Source organism: Marinobacter sp. MIT930201 (genome assembly GCF_047122665.1).
GTDB lineage: Bacteria > Pseudomonadota > Gammaproteobacteria > Pseudomonadales > Oleiphilaceae > Marinobacter > Marinobacter salarius.
Genome location: NZ_CP138916.1, coordinates 3,339,759 through 3,358,480 on the forward strand (window position 1 = coordinate 3,339,759; position 18,722 = coordinate 3,358,480).

The window sequence follows — 18,722 nt, forward strand, 5'->3', positions numbered from 1 at the left end:
GTGCCTCATGGTTTGTTGTTATGGTTCTCCCTAGAAGCCAGACGGGGTGCTAGGGCCTGATCTCGGTGGTGCTACCGGCCGGATTGGCGGGCTCATCCTTGGCTATAACATAGATGGCGCCGAGCACGATGGCCAGGGCTGCGATCAGAACGCCGGCGGCGCCGATAATCATTTTGGGCCTGGAGCTCTGAAGGCTCCCGCATTCCGGGCATTTAGGCGTTTCGGTGGGAAGGCTGGCTCCGCAGTTGGAGCATTGGGTCTTTGCCATGTTGTCTGTCCTCTTGGTGATGACGGGTCACAGGCATAGGGTGACATGCACCGAGTTAAGGCCAGAAAGCATTGGGGATAAATCCGTAGTGACCCTGAGTCAGAGCGCAAATACCGCCACAAGGGCGGTGAATACTGCCAGAGTGCCCACGATCACCAGGAATTGCATCCAGGGGAACCGCGGCTTTTGCTGAACGTTCAGTTCGGTTTCCAGGTGCTCCCTGAGCAGTTGGGTATTCCGGACATTGGCCTTCCAGGCGAAGTCGAAGACGTCGCCAATGACCGGAACAAGGCCGCCGAAAAAGTCGATCAGCATGTTCCTGACCATTTGCTGTTTGACCCGGGGGCTGGCTCCGGCACGGTGCGCTTCCAGGAGTACGTAGCAGGACATGAGCAGCCCGGCCAGGTCGCCGAGTACCGGAACAAGGCCGATGATGGGTTCCAGCCCGATCCGAAAGCGCGTGAAGGGTATGCCAATAGCGTTATCGGCCATCTGACTGAATCGGTTCAGGCGGGCCAGGGCTGCCTGTTTCTCTTCCTGGCTTACGGGCGTTGACATCCCATCAATCCCAGGATTTTTCCTTGAGCCGATAGAACTCCTCGACCACGGCATCCATGGCACCGGCGTCATAGTCACGAAGGCCACTGACCACAAGCTTTTTGGAAACCTCGCCGGCAACGTTGCCGTCTGAGATCAGCCGGTAGTCCAGTGAGACATTGCCACGCTTTCCGTCCGGCTTCAGCTCCGCGTTATGGAGTTCAAGGTCGGGGCTTGGCGCATCAAGCGTATCCAGGGCCAGGCTCATGCTTTGATACATGATCATTGGCCGGTCCGGATTGAACATCACGCCAGCATTTTCCATCAGCGGTTTGAGCGTATGGGGGAAGTTCTTGCCGGACGCGGCCACGTAGCAGCGAGTGAAGTTCTCAATCACGGTGTCATCGTGAGTCCGCTCACCACTGCGTTCCACCTCGATGTAGACCTTGTCATTCTGATCGTAGACGCGGATCAGGCCGTCGTCGTCCTCGCGGAAGTCCAGTGGAACATTTTCGCCGAGCAGGCTGCGAAAATGGAAGGTCATCTGTCGGGACAGGCCGAAGTGTGACAATAACAGGGCAAATAACAGGTCTCCGGGAACACAGAAACGCCGGGCATCCGGATTGTGGATCGGATTAAAATCACCGGCCACTTCCTTGGCAAATCGACTGGCCTGGGTCGCGCTGATCAGTACGAGTCCGTTCTGGGTGGCGTGGTAGCGTTCAAGAAACATGCGTTGCCTTTTCGTTTTCGCAAATAGAGATGCCATGATAGTGGCCTGAAACGTCCTTTGCAGCAAGACACTACGAAACCAATGTCTAAGGCCTGGACGTAAATAAATGGTTTCGCTATGTCGCCCGGCGATGATGGCGGCCGGTTTGCATGTACACCAGAGTGCTCAGGCTGTGGGTACCCCGTCGGTATGGCCGAGTGATCGATCGGGCGAGACTTCATTTCGAACCAGTTGCTTCAGTTCCCGGATGTCGGGGAAGCCTTGCTGTTCCTTGCGTGACCAGATGCGTTTGCCATTGACGTGAATTTCAAAAATTCCGCCTGTGCCCGGTATCAGGGTCAGTTCGTTCAGCTCCTCTTCAAAGGTGCTCAACAGTTCCTGGGCCATCCAGGCGGATCGAAGCATCCACTTGCAGCCCGTACAGTACGTGATTCTTACGCTGTTTGGCATGGGTGGTCTCCCGTTGATTCGGTGATTGTGGTGTTTCAGGCTTTTGCGATGGCCCCCAGACTATCCATCCGCCGGGGTTTTGCAATACAGAATCCCTGCCCGAAATCTACCTGGATCTCTTTAAGCAGCTCTAATGTCTCCATATCTTCCACATATTCGGCGATGGTTTTCATGTCGAGGAAATGACACAACTCGGTGATGGATCGAACCAATGCGTAGTTGGTCAGGTTACTGGCCATGTCACGGACGAATATGCCGTCCACCTTGACGTAGTCCACCGGTAGTTTTTGCAGGTAGGCGTAGGAGGACAGGCCGGTTCCGAAGTCGTCCAGTGCAAACCGGCACCCAAGCCGCTTCATCTCGGTCATGAAATCGGCGGCGTAATGCAGGTTGGCAACGGCGGACGTCTCGGTGACTTCGAAACAGATCTGATGGGTGAGGGCGTTGTGCTGCTTCATCCTCGTTTCCAGGGCGAACAGAAAGGCGTCGTCACTCAATGATGCGCCGGAGAGGTTGATGTTGAACGTATGGATGCTCTCCATGGCGCCTGGGTGTCCTTCCATCCAGTCTATTGCTTCGTCAATCACCCAAAGGTCAACACGGGAACTCCGGCGGAACTGTTCCGCGGCCTCAATGTAACTTTGTGGGGAAATTTCCTGGCCGGAGGAGTTCTGAAGGCCTAGCAGCAGTTCGTACATGTCTCCGTTGCTGCCATCAGTCAGGGGAAGGATCCGCTGTGCTCTCAGGTACAGGCTGCCATCGCGTATGCTGCGGTCAATTTCGGGTACCCACTGGGGGCCCGAGGTGGGCACTTGCTGGGATTGGTCCCGAACCCGTTCAACGCTGTTTCCGCCTTTTTTCTTGGCGGATTTGAGCGCCAGGTTTGCCTGGTTCATCAGTTCGCCGGCGGAGCGTAGGGTGTCTTCGAAAGGGCACACGCTCGCACTCAGGGTGGCGGAGAATTCGGTGTCGTCAACGGTATGTGACTCGGTTCGAAAGGCGTCACGCAGCCGTTCGGAGAAATCCAGTCCTTCCTCCACCGGCATCTTTTGGGCCAGCAGTGCAAATTCGTTGCCTCCCAGTCGACCGATGCAGTGATCGCCGGAGTGTCCCGAAGCCTGATCCTGAAGCAGGGAAGCAAACCGTTTAAGGAGTTCGTCGCCGACGCCGGTGCCATAGGTGGCATTGATCACACTGAATTCGTCGATGTCGAACACCATCAGGGTATGACTACCTGGTTTGCCGTCCATTACGGACAGGGCCTGGGCCAACTGCTTCTCGAAATCATGCCGGTGAAGACATCCCGTGAGGGCGTCGTGAGTGGCTTCGAAGTTGAGCTTGCTGTAGACCCCCTGAACGATGTCGAACAGGCTCTGGTCGACAAAGGGAATGTCTCCCTGCTTGACGAGCCACGCGTCACCGCGGGCCAGTCTCGACACGAATTCGGAATATTGATAACTCACCTCACCCAGTCCCTGGGGCGAAAGGAACACAAAGCGAAAGACATCCTTGCCGCCCCAGACCAGTCGCATGCGACGTTTTTCACCATTGTCGAGGACAATCTCAACCCAATCGCCCACGCCAATTTCCTGGGCACGCCGGGCCCAGCGGGTGTCAACTGACTCTGTAGAGGCCTCCGCTTCCTCTAGCTGGCAGGAACCCGGGGGATAGGCGTCGAGGGTTACTGTTTCGGTCGATACCTGCTGATGCAATTCCCGGGTCAGCCTCGCCACCACATCGCGAACTGGAGACACTTCGCCAACCGTACGTAGTTCCCTGTCGATAAGCTGGATCAACGCGTCGCTTTCCAGTTCCCGCTCAAATGCGAGATCCTTGCTGGTTTCTCCGCCCGATAGCCAGAGGCGGATCTGCTCAACGATGTTAATGAAACTTGTGGCGGTTTGGCTCTCAGCGCCTTCCCGCAATACCGCCAGTACGATCAACTGCTCCCAGCCTGCGTTCAAAAGATCAAGCAGTACTGTTGGCACGGCTTTATCCGCCAGGATCATGTTCAGGCGTCGCTGCACGCCGAGCCGCGTCTGCCGCAGGCGCTCCTTGCCTTCCAGGGTCTTGGCGATACGTTCGGAGTTCCTCAGGAACGATTGTTCCTGGCGTTCTACCAGGCCCTGCAACCGGGTACCGATGGACCTGTAAAACGCTTCATCCCGTTCTTCCGTCTGGATGAGTTCATCGATAATCCCCGTCACCGTCTGTTCCAGGTTGCGGCTTGAACTCCGCTCGGCCAGGCAGAGGCGCATAAGATCGTTGACGATGGTCCTGGCCGGGTGGTTGTCGCGGTCCAGAAATTCAGAGGTATCGAGCAGGACCTCCAGAACCGGAAGTCTCAACTGTTCAAGCTGTTCCCTCAGCGTTCTGTTCAGCCCCTGTTCATGCTCCAGTGGGGCGAACAGACGATCCACGAGGGTGACTTTGTCCCACGTACCGTCATCAAGTGCCTGTTCCAGATCCGGATTGGAGGATGCCAGGTTTCGAATGGCCTCCTCCATGCTGGGGCCCGGCTCGCCCAGCACCTTGCGCAGATCATCTCTGTGCGGTCGCAGTTCGGCGGTAAACTGTGGGTTGGTGCGTGGCCAGGTATCCCGCAGGTTACCCGGATCCTGTTGCAGGCTCATCAGTCGCAGTAACGAACGCCCAGGGGCAGAGGCGGGTGCCGCGGGGGGCGTGGAATCTACCACCGATGCTTCAGGATGGGGCGTCTCCGTTGGTGCTTCCCGGGCCTTACTGGATTCCCTCAGTGACCAGTTGGAAGGCAAGCTGGTCAGATCGAGCGCCAGCAGGCCCGCTGCACGAAGGTCGCGGTTCAGCGACTCTGCGGCTCGGGGCCAGAGGTCGTCCAGCACGGTCTCGAAAGCAAGGTAGAGCGTGCCGCGATGCTGTCGGGCAATACCGAGTCGATCAATGGCGAATTGCAGGCAGGTGCACAGTGACAGTGGTGAAAGAGGGTTGCTGCGGTCGCTGATATCGCAGGAAAAAAGCTGGTTGAGCAACTGGCTGAGCACGAACAGCGTATTGGTGTGTTTGCTGGCGAGCTCGGATGCCACCATCTGGAGTTCCAGCCAGTCCTCAAAAACATGCTGCTCCACGACCCTGAGTTCGCCGTTTTGGCTGTCGTTGTCCTTACTCGGGTTGAGCTGGTGGTCGAACGCTTGGAACTGCAGCGTAAAATCCCGGTATATCTGCTCCCCCCGACTGTTGAAGATAAAGCGCATGTCCTTCAGACGGGTGATCTCACGCACTTCCGCCGCTTGTTCAAGGTCGTTCCCGATACCCTCGCAGGCGTGGTCGATGAAGTCGGCTACCAGGGTGCCCAGCAGGCGCCGGGTGTGTTTTTGGTAGGTATCTCGCAACGACGGCAAGCTGGCGGAGGGTGGGGTGAGCTGATCAGGAATCCTTTGTGGCAAGCGTCGCAGATATTCAATGGTTTCCGTGTCGTGGGGATCACTGGTCATCCGCACACTGTCCCCAGCGGCAGCTTGTAGACCACCACTCACACGCGTGGGGTGATTGCCGTCAAACAGAAATAGTTCGGCGGGAGTGTGGTCCGACCCATTCAGGTGTTGTATCAGACCAGGCGAAGTGAGGTTCGCCAGTGTCAGTTGGGCGCCGTCGTCGCCGGACGAGGCCGCGACCAGTTCACATCCACAAGGAATAAAACCGCGAACAACGATGAGAGCGTTTTGACGGAGGCCGGTGATACGGGTCTGGCTTTCTGTCATAAACGGGGTCCCTGGGCAGGCCGGCTGCCAACAATTCCATAAACATGCATTCAGATTTTACACTTCTTCACACCTCACGGTAGACCAGTTTCAGCGGAAAATCTGTTTATTCCGATGGATAAAGGTATTGACGGGTGTATTGGCATTATTGCTCAAAGTGACTAGCCTAAACTACCAATACCCCTACCCATTGCGACGAGGACAAAAGCATGCCAGCCAAACCAGGCCCAGAAATGACCGGCCCGTTGAAGTTCATTAGACCGGTCTTGCAAGGCCTCCTTATGCTGGCGGTGGTGTCGTCGGCCGTTGCTGACGAGAAGCTGTATATCTTCACCGAGAACTACCCACCCTATAACGCGTCAACCACGGGGCAGGGCTTCGCCCATAATGAAGACGATATCACCGGTATCTGTACCGATATGGTTAAAACCATGATGGAGCGGGTGGACTACGAATACGTCATGAAGATGCGGGACTGGAGCCGTGCCTACGAATGGGTCCAGGGGCGGGAGAACCATGCTCTGTTCTGCACCGCCAGAACCGAGGAGCGGGAAGACGAGTTTCAGTGGGTCGGCCCGCTGGCGTCGATCAAGTGGACCCTGTTTGCCGCGCCCGATTCCAACATCCAGTTGGAGTCCCTCGAAGGTGCCCGGCAGTACAAGATTGCCGGGTACAAGGGTGACGTCATGTCGGACTATCTGGTGAGTGAGGGGTTTGATCTGGTCATGACTGTGTCCGGTGAGCAGAATCCTCGACGTTTGGTGCTGGGCCAGGCCGACCTTTGGGTGACAGATGGTCTCGTGGGGCCTCTGGTGGCGGAGGAAGAGCACGACATCACTGGCCTGAAACCGGTTCTCGTTTTCCGTGAGACGCCGATGTACCTGGCGGTCAGCAACGAAACGGCCCCGGCCATTGTGGAGGACCTTCAGGCAGCGCTTGATGAAGCGCGAGACAGCGGCGCCCTGGACAGTATCGCTCAACGCTACGAGCCTTGAGCGGTGGTAACAAATCCTTAACGCAACCAGTGGGGGTGTGGACAGCAGTAATGGCAAGCTTGTGCTAGCTTTTAACGTGTTTCCCGACGAATGCGGTGGCGTTAATGAGCAATCCCAAGCATACCCTTTTCTGGATGACGCTGTTCCTGGTGGTCGTTGTGGTGGTTTGTGCATTGATCCACAAACCATTGCAGGCCGCGTTTATGGCGAACTGGGTGTTCAACCTGTTAATTGTTTGTGTGCTGCTGGTTGGCATTGCCATCACCTATCGCCAGGTGTTTGTGCTGTTTCCGGAATTGCGCTGGATTGCGCAGTTCCGCACCGGCAACGCCGGGCTCTCCGTATTGCAGGAACCCCGTCTTCTGAAGCCGCTGGCGCGACAGTTGGATGACGACTCCAAGCGTGACCGCTTCTCGTTGTCCACCATGTCGTTGCGTACGGTACTGGATGGCATCCACAGCCGCATGGACGAACAGCGCGAAATCACCCGCTATTTCATCAGTCTTCTCATCTTCCTGGGATTGCTGGGCACCTTCTGGGGCCTGCTTGGAACCATCAATTCCGTAGGCGCCGTCATTGTAAACCTGGACATGAGCCAGGAGGACTTCGGCAAGGTGTTTGCGGGCCTGCAGTCTGGGCTGCTGGAACCCCTGGAAGGCATGGGAACGGCGTTCAGCTCGTCGCTGCTGGGGCTTGGCGGCTCCTTGGTCCTGGGTTTTCTGGATATCCAGGCGGGCCACGCCCAGAACCGGTTTTATGACGGCCTTGAGGAATGGCTGACTGGTGTAACCAACCTCGTGGACCGGGTTGACGATGATCCGCGATAGCAGGCCAGCCCCATGATCGGTTCCCGGCGTCGAACCCGCAGCAGCATCAACGTATGGCCCGGATACGTCGATGCGTTGTCGGCACTGCTGATGTTGATCATCTTCATGCTGCTGATTTACGTGGTCAGCCAGCTGTACCTGTCGCAAACCCTCTCGGATCGGGATTCGGAACTGGCCAGGCTCAATAGCCGCTTGCAGGAAATTTCCCGGTTGCTTGGTCTTGAGCAGGAAGAGACCGCCGCCCTGGAAAACGAGATGGCGGCGGTCCAGAACCGCTTCAGCGAAAGCCTCGCGCTGAACGATACACTTCGTGAGGAGCTGGAGGAGGAGAAGGCCCGGCGGTTGGAGCAACAATACAATGCCGAGGCCCAGGCCCTGCGGGTTGAAGATCTTGGCAAGGCCGTCGCCAGGGCGGAGTCGGAGTTGGAGGATGAAGAGCAACTGACGGCTTCCCAGCGCACAATCATCCAGCAGCTTTCGAACCAGATTGCGGCGCTGCAGGATCAGCTCGGCCGCATCACCGCTGCGTTGCGTTTACAGGAGGACCTCACCGCCGAGAAGGAAGCCGAACTTGAAGAGGTGGGAAAGCGCCTGAATACATTGCTTGCCGAACGAGTCAATGAACTGGAGCGCTATCAGTCGGAATTCTTCGCCAGGCTGCGGGATATTCTGCAGGACAACGAGAACATCCGCATTGTCGGCGATCGCTTCCTGTTACCTTCGGAATTGCTGTTTGCCTCCGGCTCCGCCAGCCTTGGGCAGGAGGGTCAACAGGAGCTGGACAAGCTGGCAGAAGTGCTGCTGGACGTGGTGGACGCCATTCCCGAGGATATCGACTGGATTCTGCGCATCGACGGCCACACCGACCGGATTCCCATCAATACCGAAGCGTTTCCCTCGAACTGGGAACTCTCCACGGCCAGGGCAGTCGCCGTCGTGCGCTACCTTGCCTCTGCAGGCGTTCCCCAGAACCGCATGGTAGCTGCCGGTTTCGGGGAATTTTTCCCGGTTGCTTCGGGCGGTTCTGCCGAGGCGCTGCGACAGAACCGACGTATCGAGATCAAGCTGACAGACCGTTAAACGCTAGAGGCTGTGTCAGCCTGTCCGCCCGAAGAAACGTTCGAAGAACCCGGTTTCCCGCACGTCGGGAATGGGCAGGTCGGCGTTATCCTCAAGCGCCTTGCGCCAGAACTTCTCGGGGTCATCGAGGTGGGCAACTTTTTCCCGTTCCTGTGTGCTGTAGGAATTGTGGTCTCCACTGAGCCCGTGTTCCATGAGTTCCTGTTCCCAGAGATACAGGGCGCAGCGAACAACGCGAAGCAGCTTGTTATAGCTGTCCCTGCTGATGGTAATGGCCAGTTCGGCGGTCAGGTTGATATGCGCCTGAAGCGTGGCCATTTCCTCTTTGTCGAAAACAATACGGTGGCCCGTGCCTTTCTTGCAGGCCATACAGGTTTTTTCCAGGGATTTGATGCCTTCTGGCATGTCTCGATGGCCGAAGTCCTGCTTCTGCTTGTCGTCGACCGGGGCGGGGATCCAGCCATACTGGGGTGAGCGGGCCACGATATGGCCGGGAACATCGCGCCGGTAGGGCGGGAGTTCCGAAGTATCACTGTAGCCGTCAAACTCGATTCGCATCCACGACGCCATCGTCCGGTGGCGCAACATCATGGCCAGGGTGATGGCTGAGGGCATGATCTCCTCAAGTGATTCTCCGTCGTCCCGGAGCCGTTCGTCCAGATGATCAACTGCTGCTGACATGGCTGTTCTCCATTTACCACGGGCAGAAGGGCCCACCTCCTGCCTGGCTGTTGTTCTTGTCGGAAATTCTGTCCGGCGGCTTTACCGGAAGCATTGATTAAAAACTAGGCGCTTTCTGTCATTTCTTCCGTTGTAGAAAAGTAGCCAGTTTGTTACTGGAAGTAAGGGCTTCCCGGCAGGTATGCTCATACACCTTTGTATTCGCGAACCTGGCTCCCGGAACCTCGATACCTCTATGTCTGACTTGGCGTTGTACCAGTATGTCCTGATTGGCCTGATTTTTATCTGGAGCGGGTTTGTCCGTTCCGGGCTGGGATTCGGCGGGGCGGTGCTTTCACTGCCTTTCCTGCTGCTGGTGCTGGACGACCCGCTGGTGTTCCTGCCCATCATTGCAGTGCACCTGTTGGTGTTTTCCTCCCTGACCATCTGGATGAATAATCGCAAGTCGTCGGGTACGGGTGATGATGGCGCGGCGGTCGTGGGTACGGTCGATTGGCATTATCTCTGGCGGATTCTGGCGATCATGATCGTGCCCAAGCTGATCGGGGTGTTCGGACTGATCACACTGCCGTCAGAGATCATGAGCACGATTATCTTTGTGATCGTGTCCCTGTACTCCATCTCCTACATCCTGGACCGGCCTTTTCGCAGCGGCAGCCGGACTGTGGACGCGGTGTTTCTGATGGTGGGCGGCTACATCAGTGGTACGTCCCTGATTGGTGCCCCGCTGATTATTGCCGTTGTGGCGCAGCATCTGCCGAAAGAGCGCCTGCGGGACACCCTGTTCGCACTCTGGTTCATCCTGGTGGTGATCAAAATGGCGGCGTTTATCTGGGTGGGCGTCGACCTGCAGCTGATCCACCACCTGTGGCTGTTACCCTGCGCTGCCATTGGCCATGTCATCGGGCTTTACGTTCACGACCGCATGCTGAAGGCGGAAACACCGATCTTCTTCCGGGTGCTGGGCGTTGTGCTGTTGATCGTCAGCAGCATCGGTATGGCGAGGGTGTTGTTTCCCGGCTAACCCAGCGTGGCGTCAAGGAACATCATGATGACGAAGCCGCCCAGAAGCGAGAAGGTGGCCAGGGTCTTGAAGCGGCCACGATGGGTCTCGGGGATGATCTCATCACTGATAATGAACAGCATGGCACCGGCCGCGAAGCCAAGGGTCCACGGCATGATGGGTTCTGCCAGCCATACCATGGTGCTGCCGAAAAGCCCGCCAACGGGCTCGAGCAGCCCGGTCAGCACCGCGATCCCGAAGGATTTCAGGCGTGAGTGCTCGATGGCCAGCAGGGAGACGGCCACGGCCAGGCCTTCGGGGATGTTCTGAAGCCCAATGCCCACCGCCAGGGCCACCCCATTACCGATGTCACCACCGGCAAACCCGACGCCAACGGCCATGCCTTCAGGGAAGTTGTGCAGGGCAATGGCGATGATGAACAGCCATATCCGGCGTATACGTGCGCTGTCAGGGCCTTCCCGGCCCAGGGTGAAGTGTTCGTGGGGTAGCCGCTGATGAATGCTGAAGAGCAGGCCTGCGCCCATGAGAAGACCGGCGATAACCATCAACGCGGCGCTCCAGGTAGCGCCGGTGAGCTCCTCGCCGTATTCGATGCCCGGGAGTAGTAGCGAGAAGAACGACGCCGCCAGCATGACCCCCGCAGCTGCGCTGAGCATGCTGTCCTGCAGCTGTGGCGTGAGCTTTCTGACCAGGAATACACCCAGGGCGCCGACACCTGTCCCAAGGCCTGCCAGCAGGCTGGCAATCGACCCCAGCCAGACAACATTGACATCTTCCAGCATCGGTCTCCCTTAGTTCGTCGGTGGCGGCGTTACAGCGCCGTTAAACCTTGACCATGTTGATGGCAAGTTCCGCTACCATGGCTTATACCTTAGTACGTCAAAAATCCAAAACAGACTCAGGAAGACGGTATGCAATGGTTTACTGGTTGATGGCCAACCCCAACGCCGGGGAAAAGGACAATCGTGGCGCTGAGTTCTGGCGAAATTACCTGGAAAGTGCGGGCATTGTCGATATCCGGGATTGCAGTCTTGACGATAAGAGCTGGACCGAAGAGGTGGGCCCCAGGGACTTCATCCTCGCGGCTGGAGGCGATGGCTCAGTAAATGCGGCGGCCGGTTTTTGTCTCGATACCGGCGCTACCCTCGCGGTTCTGCCTTCCGGGACCGCCAATGATTTTGCCCGCAACCTGGGGCTGCCTGACGATCCCCAGCATGTTTGCAATCTGGTCTCGGCAGGACGGACCCGTATGCTGGACGTAGCCACCACCGATAACGGTCTGTTTCTGAACGTGGCTCATATCGGACTCGGCACATTGCCGGTTCGAGAGTCGTCGGCGGACGCCAAACGACTTCTCGGTCGCTTCAGCTATGGCGTAGCGTTGCTGCAGAAACTGCGGGTGTATCGGGGTTTCCATGGCCTCATCGAAACCGAGAAGGGAACCGTAGCCGGGCGATGGCTGACCATTGCGGTGTCCTCCGGTGCCTTTTTCGGCGGTGGCAACGAGATTCCCCAGGCGTCGGCAGGGGATGGTCAATTGGATGTCGTGGCCGTGAGGCCGCGTTCGCTGTTCCAGCTTTTCATGACTTTTTTGACGGTGCGGTTGAGCCGTAACTCTCCGAAACGAACCAGCACAGTGGTTCACCTCAAAAGCCCGACCGTGTCGATCACCACCCGTTCGCGCCGAACGGTCACCATGGATGGGGACATCGCCGGCGATACACCACTTCGTGCTCAATGCAGGCCAGCCTGCCTGAAGGTCATCTGTGAGGAACTGGTAACGACCTGAAGGCTTTGTCCTTCAGGTTCGGCTGTCCGTGCTCTCGAAAATCTTGTCCGCCGAGGCGGCAACAAAGCCACTGTAGAGCTCTCCGTCAGGCTTGGCATAGCGACGTGCGAACTCGTAGAAGCAGCTTGGTATGGCCGCCGTCTGATCCGTAAACCGGACGTCGGCACGGTCCGCCATGGTGGAAGATTGTTCCAGCAGCTCTTCCGGAGAGCCTTTGATCTCACCTCCGGAACTGTTCACACGGTAACCGTTGTCTTTGAGGGTCTGATTGATTTCAGCCACGGTTTTGAATCGGCTGAGATGATTGATGCTCACCGTAAAGTGGTTGGCCCGATAACCCCAAGCCGCTACCCAGGCCGCGTATTCACTTTCCTCCAGCAGGGTCTGGTAGGTGGCGTGGTCGACATCCCAGTGACGACCGGAATAGAGAAAGTCGTCCCGGGTGACGGCGGTAGGGTCCATCTGGCTCACCAGGCCTTCCACAATGGATTGCAGCGACCCGGAACACTGATCAACCAGCAATTCGGAAATGAACACCTTGGGGGCAGTCGGATCTGGATGCTCGTAGTGTTTTGCGTACAGTTTCTTGGCGTCGAAGTGATAGTCGCCGCCTTCGTGATATCCCAGCGCCAGGAAGTGCGCGGCCAGTTTGTCCAGGTTTACCTTCTCGATGTTGAAGGTACGCAGGGCAATGTGGTCATTCACAATTTCGCCGCCCTGGGTGTCATCCAGCAACCGGTGGATATCCTGTGCCGAGGGTGTCACCTCGCAGTAATTGTCCCAAAGGTGGCGGAACAAAGTATCTCTATCGGTGTGCATGGATGGCCTCCTGTTGTTGGCGCAGTGGAATGGCTGTGGTCGCAGCTCCGCTCTGTGCGGCTGCAAGTTCCATGAAACGGACTTCTCCATCGTTGCGCAGATTAAGCGACTTTGCCAGTGCTGCCGGTACCTGCAGGAGATTGTGAGCAGGCAGGTATCGGGCAGCACTGGTGACGGTGGCGCGGAAATTCGCCGTTTCGGTATTGGTGATGGCCAACAGTCGGCCCTGGCCACCCCGGTTCCATTCCTCGAGCGTCGGTCGCACATCATCAACAATCTGGATACGGCAGCCGACGGACGTCGATACCGAGCGGATATCGGCCAGTCTCGCCTCAACGGTCGGGCCGGCATCAAACAGATCCACGTAACCATTATGGCGGAACCCTTCGGCTTCGAGCATGGCGAGGGCCGGACGGGTTTGCGGGTGTACCTGCCCGATAACAGCGCGGGCGTTTTCGTCCATCAAATGGGTGTAGAGCGGGTGTCGGGGCATCAGGTCGGCGATAAAGCCGTTGTCGCCCGTGCCCACCATGCGTGTCACCGTGCTGAAATCAAGATCCACGAAATGGGTCCGCAACCAATCCCAGAAGGGCGACTGCCCGCCTTCGTCCGAGATGCCCCGCATTTCAGCGATGACAGTCTCAGCAAAACGCTGCGGATGCTGGGCCATAAACAGAAAGCGAACCCGGGAGAGCAGCTTGCCCGCGTGCGCCCGCCGAAACCTGGGCCGCAAAAACAGTGTGCAGATCTCGCTGCAACCGGTGTAATGATTGCACATGTTGAGGACTTCCAGTCGGCGGAGCAGATTCAGTTCCGGCGAGTGGTGAACGACCTGGCTGCGATGATAATGATACAGAGGGCGTCGGATGCCTACAGAGGCTTCAATACCGGTGGTACCCATGATTTCGCCGGTTTCCGGGTCTTCCAACACGAACAGATAGCCTTCGTCGCCTGGGGTACCGGTATGGCGGTTAAAACTGTCCATGGAATGACGGATTTTCTGGGTCAGGAAATCACGGTCATCGACCAGTGAGGTGAAACCGGGGCCGGATTCCACGGCAATCTGCTGCAGAGCGGCGAGGTCTGAGAGGGCAACCGGGCGGATAATCATAGACATGTCCTCATCTGCTGACCGCTGGAAGCGGAGAGTGGCAGGGCCAGTATGATGGGGTGTAGTGCCATTTTGTAGCGTCAAAAAATGATAAATGATGATATATTATGGCAATTTGACCAGGAATTATGTCGATATGATCAGCAAGCAGGACCAAAGGCTACTATTACACCTGCGCCAGAATGCCCGTTGCAGTGTCTCGGACCTAGCTAGGGCACTGGACCTGTCGCGCTCAACGGTGCAGAACCGCATTGCAAAGCTCGAAGCGAGTGGCGTGATTCGCGGGTATTCCGTTGAGCTTGGAGGCGAGTATACGACAACCCAGGTGGAGGCCCATGTGTCGATCAAGGTTTTCCAGAAGCTGACGGCTCGAACCAACGCAGCCCTGGAACAGATCAGCCAGGTATCCCAGTTGTATTCTGTCAGCGGCGAGTATGATCTGATTGCCATCGTCCAGGCTCAGTCCCTGGAGGAGCTGAGTGCGGTTCTGGACGAAATCGGCAATCTTGAGGGTGTGGAGCGAACCAATTCGGCGGTGGTTCTGGAGACGCGTTTCAGGCGTTGATACCAGTATTTCCGGAAATGGTTTGTAAAAGCTGTAATGAGTTTCAACATCTTTGCATATGCGACATATCGTCTGAGTGTTGATTCCTCGCCCAGGTCTGTACCCATTCAGGTGGCTGATTTTACGGGGCAATGCTATTTAGGGCTGAGATAGGGGCTGGTCATTAGAGCTCGAAGTGGAAAACGCCAAGGGCGTTCGGCTAAAAAGTGTCAGATTTTGATACGTAGGGTGTAAAGCAAACCAGAAAACTCTGTAAATGTGTTTAAAGTGCAGTGATTGTGTTGGCTCCTGTCTGCAAAAATCTCAAATCCGTACTTTTTCGTGCTCTCCTGAAAAAATTCCGTCGTCACCCGCTGTCAGCAATGTATGCAGGCGTGCTGTTTTCCGGCGGTCGTGGAAGTTGTCCAATGTTGGCTGTCGGTCCCGAATGTGCCTGGCTGTTGTTGTTAACTGCCTGTTTGAGCATGGGATTCCGATGGGCCCGTAGTTCGGTTTTTTCACTTGATATCTCGCTGGCATGGAAGCTGCTATTTCCCTGGGGCTCGTCGCGAAGGGCACGACGCCCTGGCCGTTGTTCGCGGCTTCGACGGTCTGAGGACCTGATAGTCCAAATGGGAGAGAGGAATGAATATCAAGGAAACGTTCGAAACGAGCGAAAAAACGTACAAGAAAGTCAACATGTGTCCCGGCCATGGCATGGGCGGACGGCACCCGTCACGCAAGGGGCTTGACCAGTTATCCGGCCACGATGACCCAGGCATGTTTGGTCGTATGTTTCCGGGCCTGTCGGCCCTGGATGTGCCAGACAACAAGTTACAGGCGCTGGCGGAAGCCATGCTGGATCCCGATCCGACGGACAGTTCACTGGACAATCCGGGCATTCCGGGCGGTTACACCTACTTTGGCCAGTTTGTCGACCACGACATCACGCTCGATCTGAGCTCTTTGTCCGATAAGAAAAGGGACCCGCTGGGACTGGAGAACTTCCGTACCCCGGCGCTGGACCTGGATAATGTCTATGGTCTCGGCCCTGACGGCTCACCCCATCTGTATGCCAGGAACCCGGCGGACCCTTCGCAACGTGGTCCCAAGTTGGTGATTGGCCGGAACATCAACGTCGATTTTGGTGGCATCACCGGCGATTTTGCCAACGACCTTCCCCGCAGCCCGGAAGGCGTGGCATTGATTGGTGACCCGCGCAACGATGAAAACCTGCTGGTTGCGCAGACCCACCTGGCCTTCCTGAAGTTCCATAACGCTGTGTGTGACAAGCTGCAGAGCGAGGGCGTAGCGGCTGAACAGCTCCTGACTGAAGCCAGGAAAACCGTGACTTACCACTATCAGTGGATGGTGCTCCACGACTGGATGGAGCGTCTGTGCGGGGAAGGTGCGACCGACCGAATTCTCAACGATGGCCGGCAGTACTACCGGTTCAAGAAAACCCCTTACATGCCGGTGGAGTTTTCAGTGGCGGCCTATCGTTTGGGACACAGCATGGTGCGCCAACGCTATAGCCACAACCGGATCTTCGCGGATACCGGTTTTGATCTGTTGTTTGCGTTCTCCGGACTGTCTGGGGACATTATTGGAAATCTCGCACCGCAGCCTCCCACCGGGCCAACGCCAGTCAGTGTGTTGCCCAGCAACTGGATTATCGACTGGCGGCGCTTCCACGACCTTGACCGTCCATCGTCGATGCCATTCAATCCGTCGCGGAAACTGGACCCGTTGTTGGTGGAGGAACTTCATAATCTGCCGGGTGGTGGCGGTAACCTGGCTTTCCGTAATCTCAAGCGCGGCGTGAGCCTGGGCTTGCCCTCCGGCCAGGATGTGGCCCGTGAAATGGGCGTAGCCAATGCGTTGACTGCCGATGAAATTGCGACCGGGCCAGATGGCGAGGAAGCCAAGCGCCAGGGGCTGCATGAGTCAACACCGCTGTGGTACTACATCCTGAAGGAAGCGCAGGTGAAAGAGGCCGGTGACCGGCTGGGCCCGGTTGGGGCAGCCATCGTGTCCGAGGTGTTCGTGGGGTTGATCCACGGTGATCAGCAGTCGTTCCTCTGGCAGGAGGGCAAAGACTGGAAACCATCCCTGCCGGCAGCCACGCCAGGAACCTTCACCATGGCGGATATGTTGAGGTTTATTGGGGATATCAATCCCCTGGGAGACTGATCCGCGCAGACGTACCGAGGCGGGGAGGCGTGTGGTGAATGAGCGCCTCCTCGCCCATTCTGGGTTATGCGTCGGTGGTTTCGTTCAGCAATGAGGGTTTTTTCAGGGCCTTGGCGAACAGGTCCTTTTCCTCGGCAATGGCGAGTGCCGCTTTTTCCGCCATGGCTTCATCCAGGCCCTCAACTCGCGCCTGTAGAAACTGGGTGATTTCCTCGGCCAGTTCCAGGACTTTGTCCCGGGCATCGGCTTCCGCTTTGGACGAGAAGAGCATTGTGTCGGGGTGTTTCAGTGCCATCTCCAGTCCATCCCTCTCCGAGTAATACAGCGCTTGTACGGCCATGACGTTCTCCAGTGTGTTCCCGCACGTTGTCGTGTCTGGTGGGGTTCATTGAATCTGCGGTGAGTATACTTAAGGTATCTGTATATGTATACAGTGTTTTCGGTCGCCTGGGCGGCAGATGTCGGGCGGAAAAATGTGATAGTGTCTTAGGCCGACGATGACCAGACCCACCATCAAGGAACCGATACGCTATGCACGACCGACCCATGGCCAGCCCAGGCCGAACGCCCTTTCAGCTTGCTGCTCTGGCCTTGCTGGCCATGCTGCTCACCGGCTGCGGCATCAACAACATTCCAACGTATGACGAGCAGGTTAAATCAGCCTGGGCGCAGGTGGAGAACCAGTACCAGAGGCGGGCGGATCTGGTGCCGAACCTCGTTGAAACGGTGAAAGGTTTTGCGGATCAGGAACAGGAAACCCTGACGGCAGTCACCGAAGCGCGCTCAAAGGCGACCTCTATTCAGGTCGACGAAAGCATTCTCAACAACCCCGAGAAGCTGAAACAGTTCCAGCAGGTTCAGGGTGAACTCAGCAGTGCGCTCAGCCGCCTGATGGCGGTTTCAGAGCGCTACCCGGATCTGAAGTCAAACCAGAACTTCCTGGCGTTGCAGTCGCAACTGGAAGGTACGGAGAACCGTATCTCGGTCGCAAGGCGTGACTTTATCCAGGCGGTTGAACGCTACAACACGGAAATCCGGACCTTTCCGGGCCGTCTCTGGCACAGCATGCTGTACAGCGACCTTGAGCTTAGGGCCAACTTCGAGGCCACTACCCCCGATGCCCAGGAAGCACCACAGGTGGAGTTCTGATGCCTGTTCGTTTCCACCCCATTATCGTTTTTCTGGCCTTGATTGTGCTGTGCCAGGCCAGTGCCCAGGCGCAATCCACTCCTGATTTCCCCGAACTGACCGGTCGCGTGGTGGACCGCGCCGACATGCTGCCCGCCAAAGTTGAACGTCGCCTCAGCCAGATGCTTGAGGCCCACGAGCAGTCAACGACCGAACAGGTGGTTGTGGTGACGCTGCCGAACCTTCAGGGCTATGCCATTGAAGACTTTGGCTACCAGTTGGGTCGTCACTGGGGAATTGGCCAGGAAGGTGAAGACAACGGTGCGTTGCTGTTGGTAGCCAAGGATGAGCGGCGGATTCGCATCGAGGTTGGCTACGGCCTCGAAGGTCGACTGACCGACGCCACATCCGCCACGATTATTAATCAGATCATTACCCCGGCGTTCAGGCAGGGGGATTTTGCCACCGGCATTGCCAACGGTGCTGCGGCCATGGTTCAGGTATTGGGTGGTGAGCCACTTGCGGTTCCGAAGTCCAGTCGCCAGGCAGCCGAAGACGATCGGCCCCATCCGGCGTTGGGCATCCTGTTTTTCGTCATTGTGCTGATTGCGTTCTTTAGAGGCGGTGTCGGCGGGGGCCGTGGTGGCCGCAGTGCCCTGCTGGCCGGTGCGCTCGCTGGTGGTCTTGGTGGAGGTCGCGGCGGCGGTTTTGGCGGTGGTGGCTTCAGCGGCGGAGGCGGTGGCTTCGGCGGCGGTGGTGCCTCCGGCGGTTGGTAAACCAGCGACTCAACGCGAGTAGACAGCGAA

The 18,722-nt window shown here is 57.3% G+C and carries 19 protein-coding genes; 9 read left to right on the forward strand and 10 right to left on the reverse strand.

The window, feature by feature from the left end:
- Positions 1-49: 49 nt before the first annotated feature.
- The 5 genes from SIC19_RS15205 to SIC19_RS15225 form a co-directional block, all read right to left on the reverse strand.
- Positions 50-268: a hypothetical protein gene (locus tag SIC19_RS15205; RefSeq protein WP_126811866.1), complete on the reverse strand. Its 219-nt coding sequence runs from the start codon at positions 266-268 to the stop codon at positions 50-52.
- A gap of 99 nt (positions 269-367) precedes the next feature.
- Entirely contained in the window at positions 368-826 is a 459-nt protein-coding gene (locus tag SIC19_RS15210) for a DUF4112 domain-containing protein (RefSeq protein ID WP_036209398.1), read from the reverse strand.
- Between the two features lie 4 nt (positions 827-830).
- Complete coding sequence (locus SIC19_RS15215; protein WP_036209399.1) at positions 831-1,538, reverse strand: DUF3581 family protein; 708 nt, start codon at positions 1,536-1,538, stop codon at positions 831-833.
- A 165-nt stretch (positions 1,539-1,703) separates the two neighbouring features.
- On the reverse strand, positions 1,704-1,988 hold the full coding sequence (locus tag SIC19_RS15220; protein ID WP_075197016.1) for a SelT/SelW/SelH family protein: 285 nt from the start codon (positions 1,986-1,988) through the stop codon (positions 1,704-1,706).
- Positions 1,989-2,023: 35 nt separating this feature from the next.
- The gene (locus tag SIC19_RS15225) at positions 2,024-5,725 is read right to left on the reverse strand and encodes a DUF1631 family protein (protein ID WP_127401748.1); all 3,702 of its coding nucleotides are present in this window, start codon (positions 5,723-5,725) and stop codon (positions 2,024-2,026) included.
- Positions 5,726-5,934: 209 nt separating this feature from the next.
- Here SIC19_RS15225 and SIC19_RS15230 point away from each other — a divergent pair, with 209 nt between their 5' ends.
- The 3 genes from SIC19_RS15230 (at position 5,935) to SIC19_RS15240 (ending at position 8,627) form a co-directional block, all read left to right on the forward strand.
- Positions 5,935-6,720 (forward strand): substrate-binding periplasmic protein, encoded by a 786-nt coding sequence (locus SIC19_RS15230; RefSeq protein ID WP_127401747.1) that lies wholly within the window; start codon positions 5,935-5,937, stop codon positions 6,718-6,720.
- A 104-nt stretch (positions 6,721-6,824) separates the two neighbouring features.
- Positions 6,825-7,547: a hypothetical protein gene (locus tag SIC19_RS15235; protein WP_036209409.1), complete on the forward strand. Its 723-nt coding sequence runs from the start codon at positions 6,825-6,827 to the stop codon at positions 7,545-7,547.
- 12 nt (positions 7,548-7,559) lie between these two features.
- The gene (locus tag SIC19_RS15240; protein ID WP_127401746.1) at positions 7,560-8,627 is read left to right on the forward strand and encodes a peptidoglycan -binding protein; all 1,068 of its coding nucleotides are present in this window, start codon (positions 7,560-7,562) and stop codon (positions 8,625-8,627) included.
- Between the two features lie 15 nt (positions 8,628-8,642).
- Here the strand turns inward: SIC19_RS15240 and SIC19_RS15245 are convergent, their stop codons facing one another.
- Positions 8,643-9,308, reverse strand: coding sequence for a hypothetical protein (locus SIC19_RS15245; RefSeq protein ID WP_041334183.1), 666 nt, complete (start codon positions 9,306-9,308; stop codon positions 8,643-8,645).
- Between the two features lie 235 nt (positions 9,309-9,543).
- On the opposite strand from SIC19_RS15245, the gene SIC19_RS15250 reads away from it, so the two are divergent.
- Positions 9,544-10,332: a TSUP family transporter gene (locus SIC19_RS15250; RefSeq protein WP_075197021.1), complete on the forward strand. Its 789-nt coding sequence runs from the start codon at positions 9,544-9,546 to the stop codon at positions 10,330-10,332.
- Here the strand turns inward: SIC19_RS15250 and SIC19_RS15255 are convergent.
- Positions 10,329-11,114 (reverse strand): ZIP family metal transporter, encoded by a 786-nt coding sequence (locus SIC19_RS15255; RefSeq protein ID WP_127401745.1) that lies wholly within the window; start codon positions 11,112-11,114, stop codon positions 10,329-10,331. The two genes, SIC19_RS15250 and SIC19_RS15255, sit on opposite strands and share 4 nt — an antisense overlap.
- Before the next feature lie 134 nt (positions 11,115-11,248).
- Here SIC19_RS15255 and SIC19_RS15260 point away from each other — a divergent pair, with 134 nt between their 5' ends.
- The gene (locus SIC19_RS15260; RefSeq protein ID WP_041334184.1) at positions 11,249-12,121 is read left to right on the forward strand and encodes a diacylglycerol/lipid kinase family protein; all 873 of its coding nucleotides are present in this window, start codon (positions 11,249-11,251) and stop codon (positions 12,119-12,121) included.
- A gap of 12 nt (positions 12,122-12,133) precedes the next feature.
- Here the strand turns inward: SIC19_RS15260 and SIC19_RS15265 are convergent, their stop codons facing one another.
- Positions 12,134-12,940, reverse strand: a complete 807-nt coding sequence (locus tag SIC19_RS15265) for a DUF1338 domain-containing protein (protein ID WP_041334185.1) — start codon at positions 12,938-12,940, stop codon at positions 12,134-12,136.
- Positions 12,927-14,057, reverse strand: a complete 1,131-nt coding sequence (locus SIC19_RS15270; RefSeq protein WP_082040547.1) for an arginine N-succinyltransferase — start codon at positions 14,055-14,057, stop codon at positions 12,927-12,929. The genes SIC19_RS15265 and SIC19_RS15270 overlap by 14 nt, the downstream gene beginning before the upstream one ends.
- Before the next feature lie 130 nt (positions 14,058-14,187).
- On the opposite strand from SIC19_RS15270, the gene SIC19_RS15275 reads away from it, so the two are divergent.
- The gene (locus tag SIC19_RS15275) at positions 14,188-14,616 is read left to right on the forward strand and encodes an Lrp/AsnC family transcriptional regulator (protein WP_127401744.1); all 429 of its coding nucleotides are present in this window, start codon (positions 14,188-14,190) and stop codon (positions 14,614-14,616) included.
- A 624-nt stretch (positions 14,617-15,240) separates the two neighbouring features.
- Positions 15,241-16,788, forward strand: coding sequence for a peroxidase family protein (locus SIC19_RS15280; protein ID WP_085679639.1), 1,548 nt, complete (start codon positions 15,241-15,243; stop codon positions 16,786-16,788).
- 64 nt (positions 16,789-16,852) lie between these two features.
- Here the strand turns inward: SIC19_RS15280 and SIC19_RS15285 are convergent, their stop codons facing one another.
- Complete coding sequence (locus SIC19_RS15285) at positions 16,853-17,128, reverse strand: YebG family protein (RefSeq protein WP_007152627.1); 276 nt, start codon at positions 17,126-17,128, stop codon at positions 16,853-16,855.
- 206 nt (positions 17,129-17,334) lie between these two features.
- On the opposite strand from SIC19_RS15285, the gene SIC19_RS15290 reads away from it, so the two are divergent.
- Positions 17,335-17,937, forward strand: coding sequence for a LemA family protein (locus tag SIC19_RS15290; RefSeq protein WP_164732149.1), 603 nt, complete (start codon positions 17,335-17,337; stop codon positions 17,935-17,937).
- A complete protein-coding gene (locus tag SIC19_RS15295; RefSeq protein WP_127401743.1) occupies positions 17,937-18,692 on the forward strand; it encodes a TPM domain-containing protein in 756 nt (251 codons plus the stop codon). Before SIC19_RS15290 ends, SIC19_RS15295 begins: the two co-directional genes overlap by 1 nt.
- Positions 18,693-18,722 lie beyond the last annotated feature (30 nt).

Excerpts from the sequence above, each read along its gene's own strand:
- SIC19_RS15220 (WP_075197016.1), bottom strand. The coding sequence starts at position 1,988 with ATGCCAAACAGCGTAAGAATCACGTACTGTACGGGCTGCAAGTGGATG.
- SIC19_RS15285 (WP_007152627.1), bottom strand. The coding sequence starts at position 17,128 with ATGGCCGTACAAGCGCTGTATTACTCGGAGAGGGATGGACTGGAGATG.
- SIC19_RS15215 (WP_036209399.1), bottom strand. The coding sequence starts at position 1,538 with ATGTTTCTTGAACGCTACCACGCCACCCAGAACGGACTCGTACTGATC.
- SIC19_RS15255 (WP_127401745.1), bottom strand. The coding sequence starts at position 11,114 with ATGCTGGAAGATGTCAATGTTGTCTGGCTGGGGTCGATTGCCAGCCTG.
- SIC19_RS15245 (WP_041334183.1), bottom strand. The coding sequence starts at position 9,308 with ATGTCAGCAGCAGTTGATCATCTGGACGAACGGCTCCGGGACGACGGA.
- SIC19_RS15270 (WP_082040547.1), bottom strand. The coding sequence starts at position 14,057 with ATGTCTATGATTATCCGCCCGGTTGCCCTCTCAGACCTCGCCGCTCTG.
- SIC19_RS15280 (WP_085679639.1), top strand. The coding sequence starts at position 15,241 with ATGAATATCAAGGAAACGTTCGAAACGAGCGAAAAAACGTACAAGAAA.
- SIC19_RS15290 (WP_164732149.1), top strand. The coding sequence starts at position 17,335 with ATGGCCAGCCCAGGCCGAACGCCCTTTCAGCTTGCTGCTCTGGCCTTG.
- SIC19_RS15275 (WP_127401744.1), top strand. The coding sequence starts at position 14,188 with ATGATCAGCAAGCAGGACCAAAGGCTACTATTACACCTGCGCCAGAAT.
- SIC19_RS15230 (WP_127401747.1), top strand. The coding sequence starts at position 5,935 with ATGCCAGCCAAACCAGGCCCAGAAATGACCGGCCCGTTGAAGTTCATT.
- SIC19_RS15295 (WP_127401743.1), top strand. The coding sequence starts at position 17,937 with ATGCCTGTTCGTTTCCACCCCATTATCGTTTTTCTGGCCTTGATTGTG.
- SIC19_RS15205 (WP_126811866.1), bottom strand. The coding sequence starts at position 268 with ATGGCAAAGACCCAATGCTCCAACTGCGGAGCCAGCCTTCCCACCGAA.
- SIC19_RS15210 (WP_036209398.1), bottom strand. The coding sequence starts at position 826 with ATGTCAACGCCCGTAAGCCAGGAAGAGAAACAGGCAGCCCTGGCCCGC.
- SIC19_RS15265 (WP_041334185.1), bottom strand. The coding sequence starts at position 12,940 with ATGCACACCGATAGAGATACTTTGTTCCGCCACCTTTGGGACAATTAC.
- SIC19_RS15235 (WP_036209409.1), top strand. The coding sequence starts at position 6,825 with ATGAGCAATCCCAAGCATACCCTTTTCTGGATGACGCTGTTCCTGGTG.
- SIC19_RS15260 (WP_041334184.1), top strand. The coding sequence starts at position 11,249 with ATGGTTTACTGGTTGATGGCCAACCCCAACGCCGGGGAAAAGGACAAT.
- SIC19_RS15240 (WP_127401746.1), top strand. The coding sequence starts at position 7,560 with ATGATCGGTTCCCGGCGTCGAACCCGCAGCAGCATCAACGTATGGCCC.
- SIC19_RS15250 (WP_075197021.1), top strand. The coding sequence starts at position 9,544 with ATGTCTGACTTGGCGTTGTACCAGTATGTCCTGATTGGCCTGATTTTT.
- SIC19_RS15225 (WP_127401748.1), bottom strand. The coding sequence starts at position 5,725 with ATGACAGAAAGCCAGACCCGTATCACCGGCCTCCGTCAAAACGCTCTC.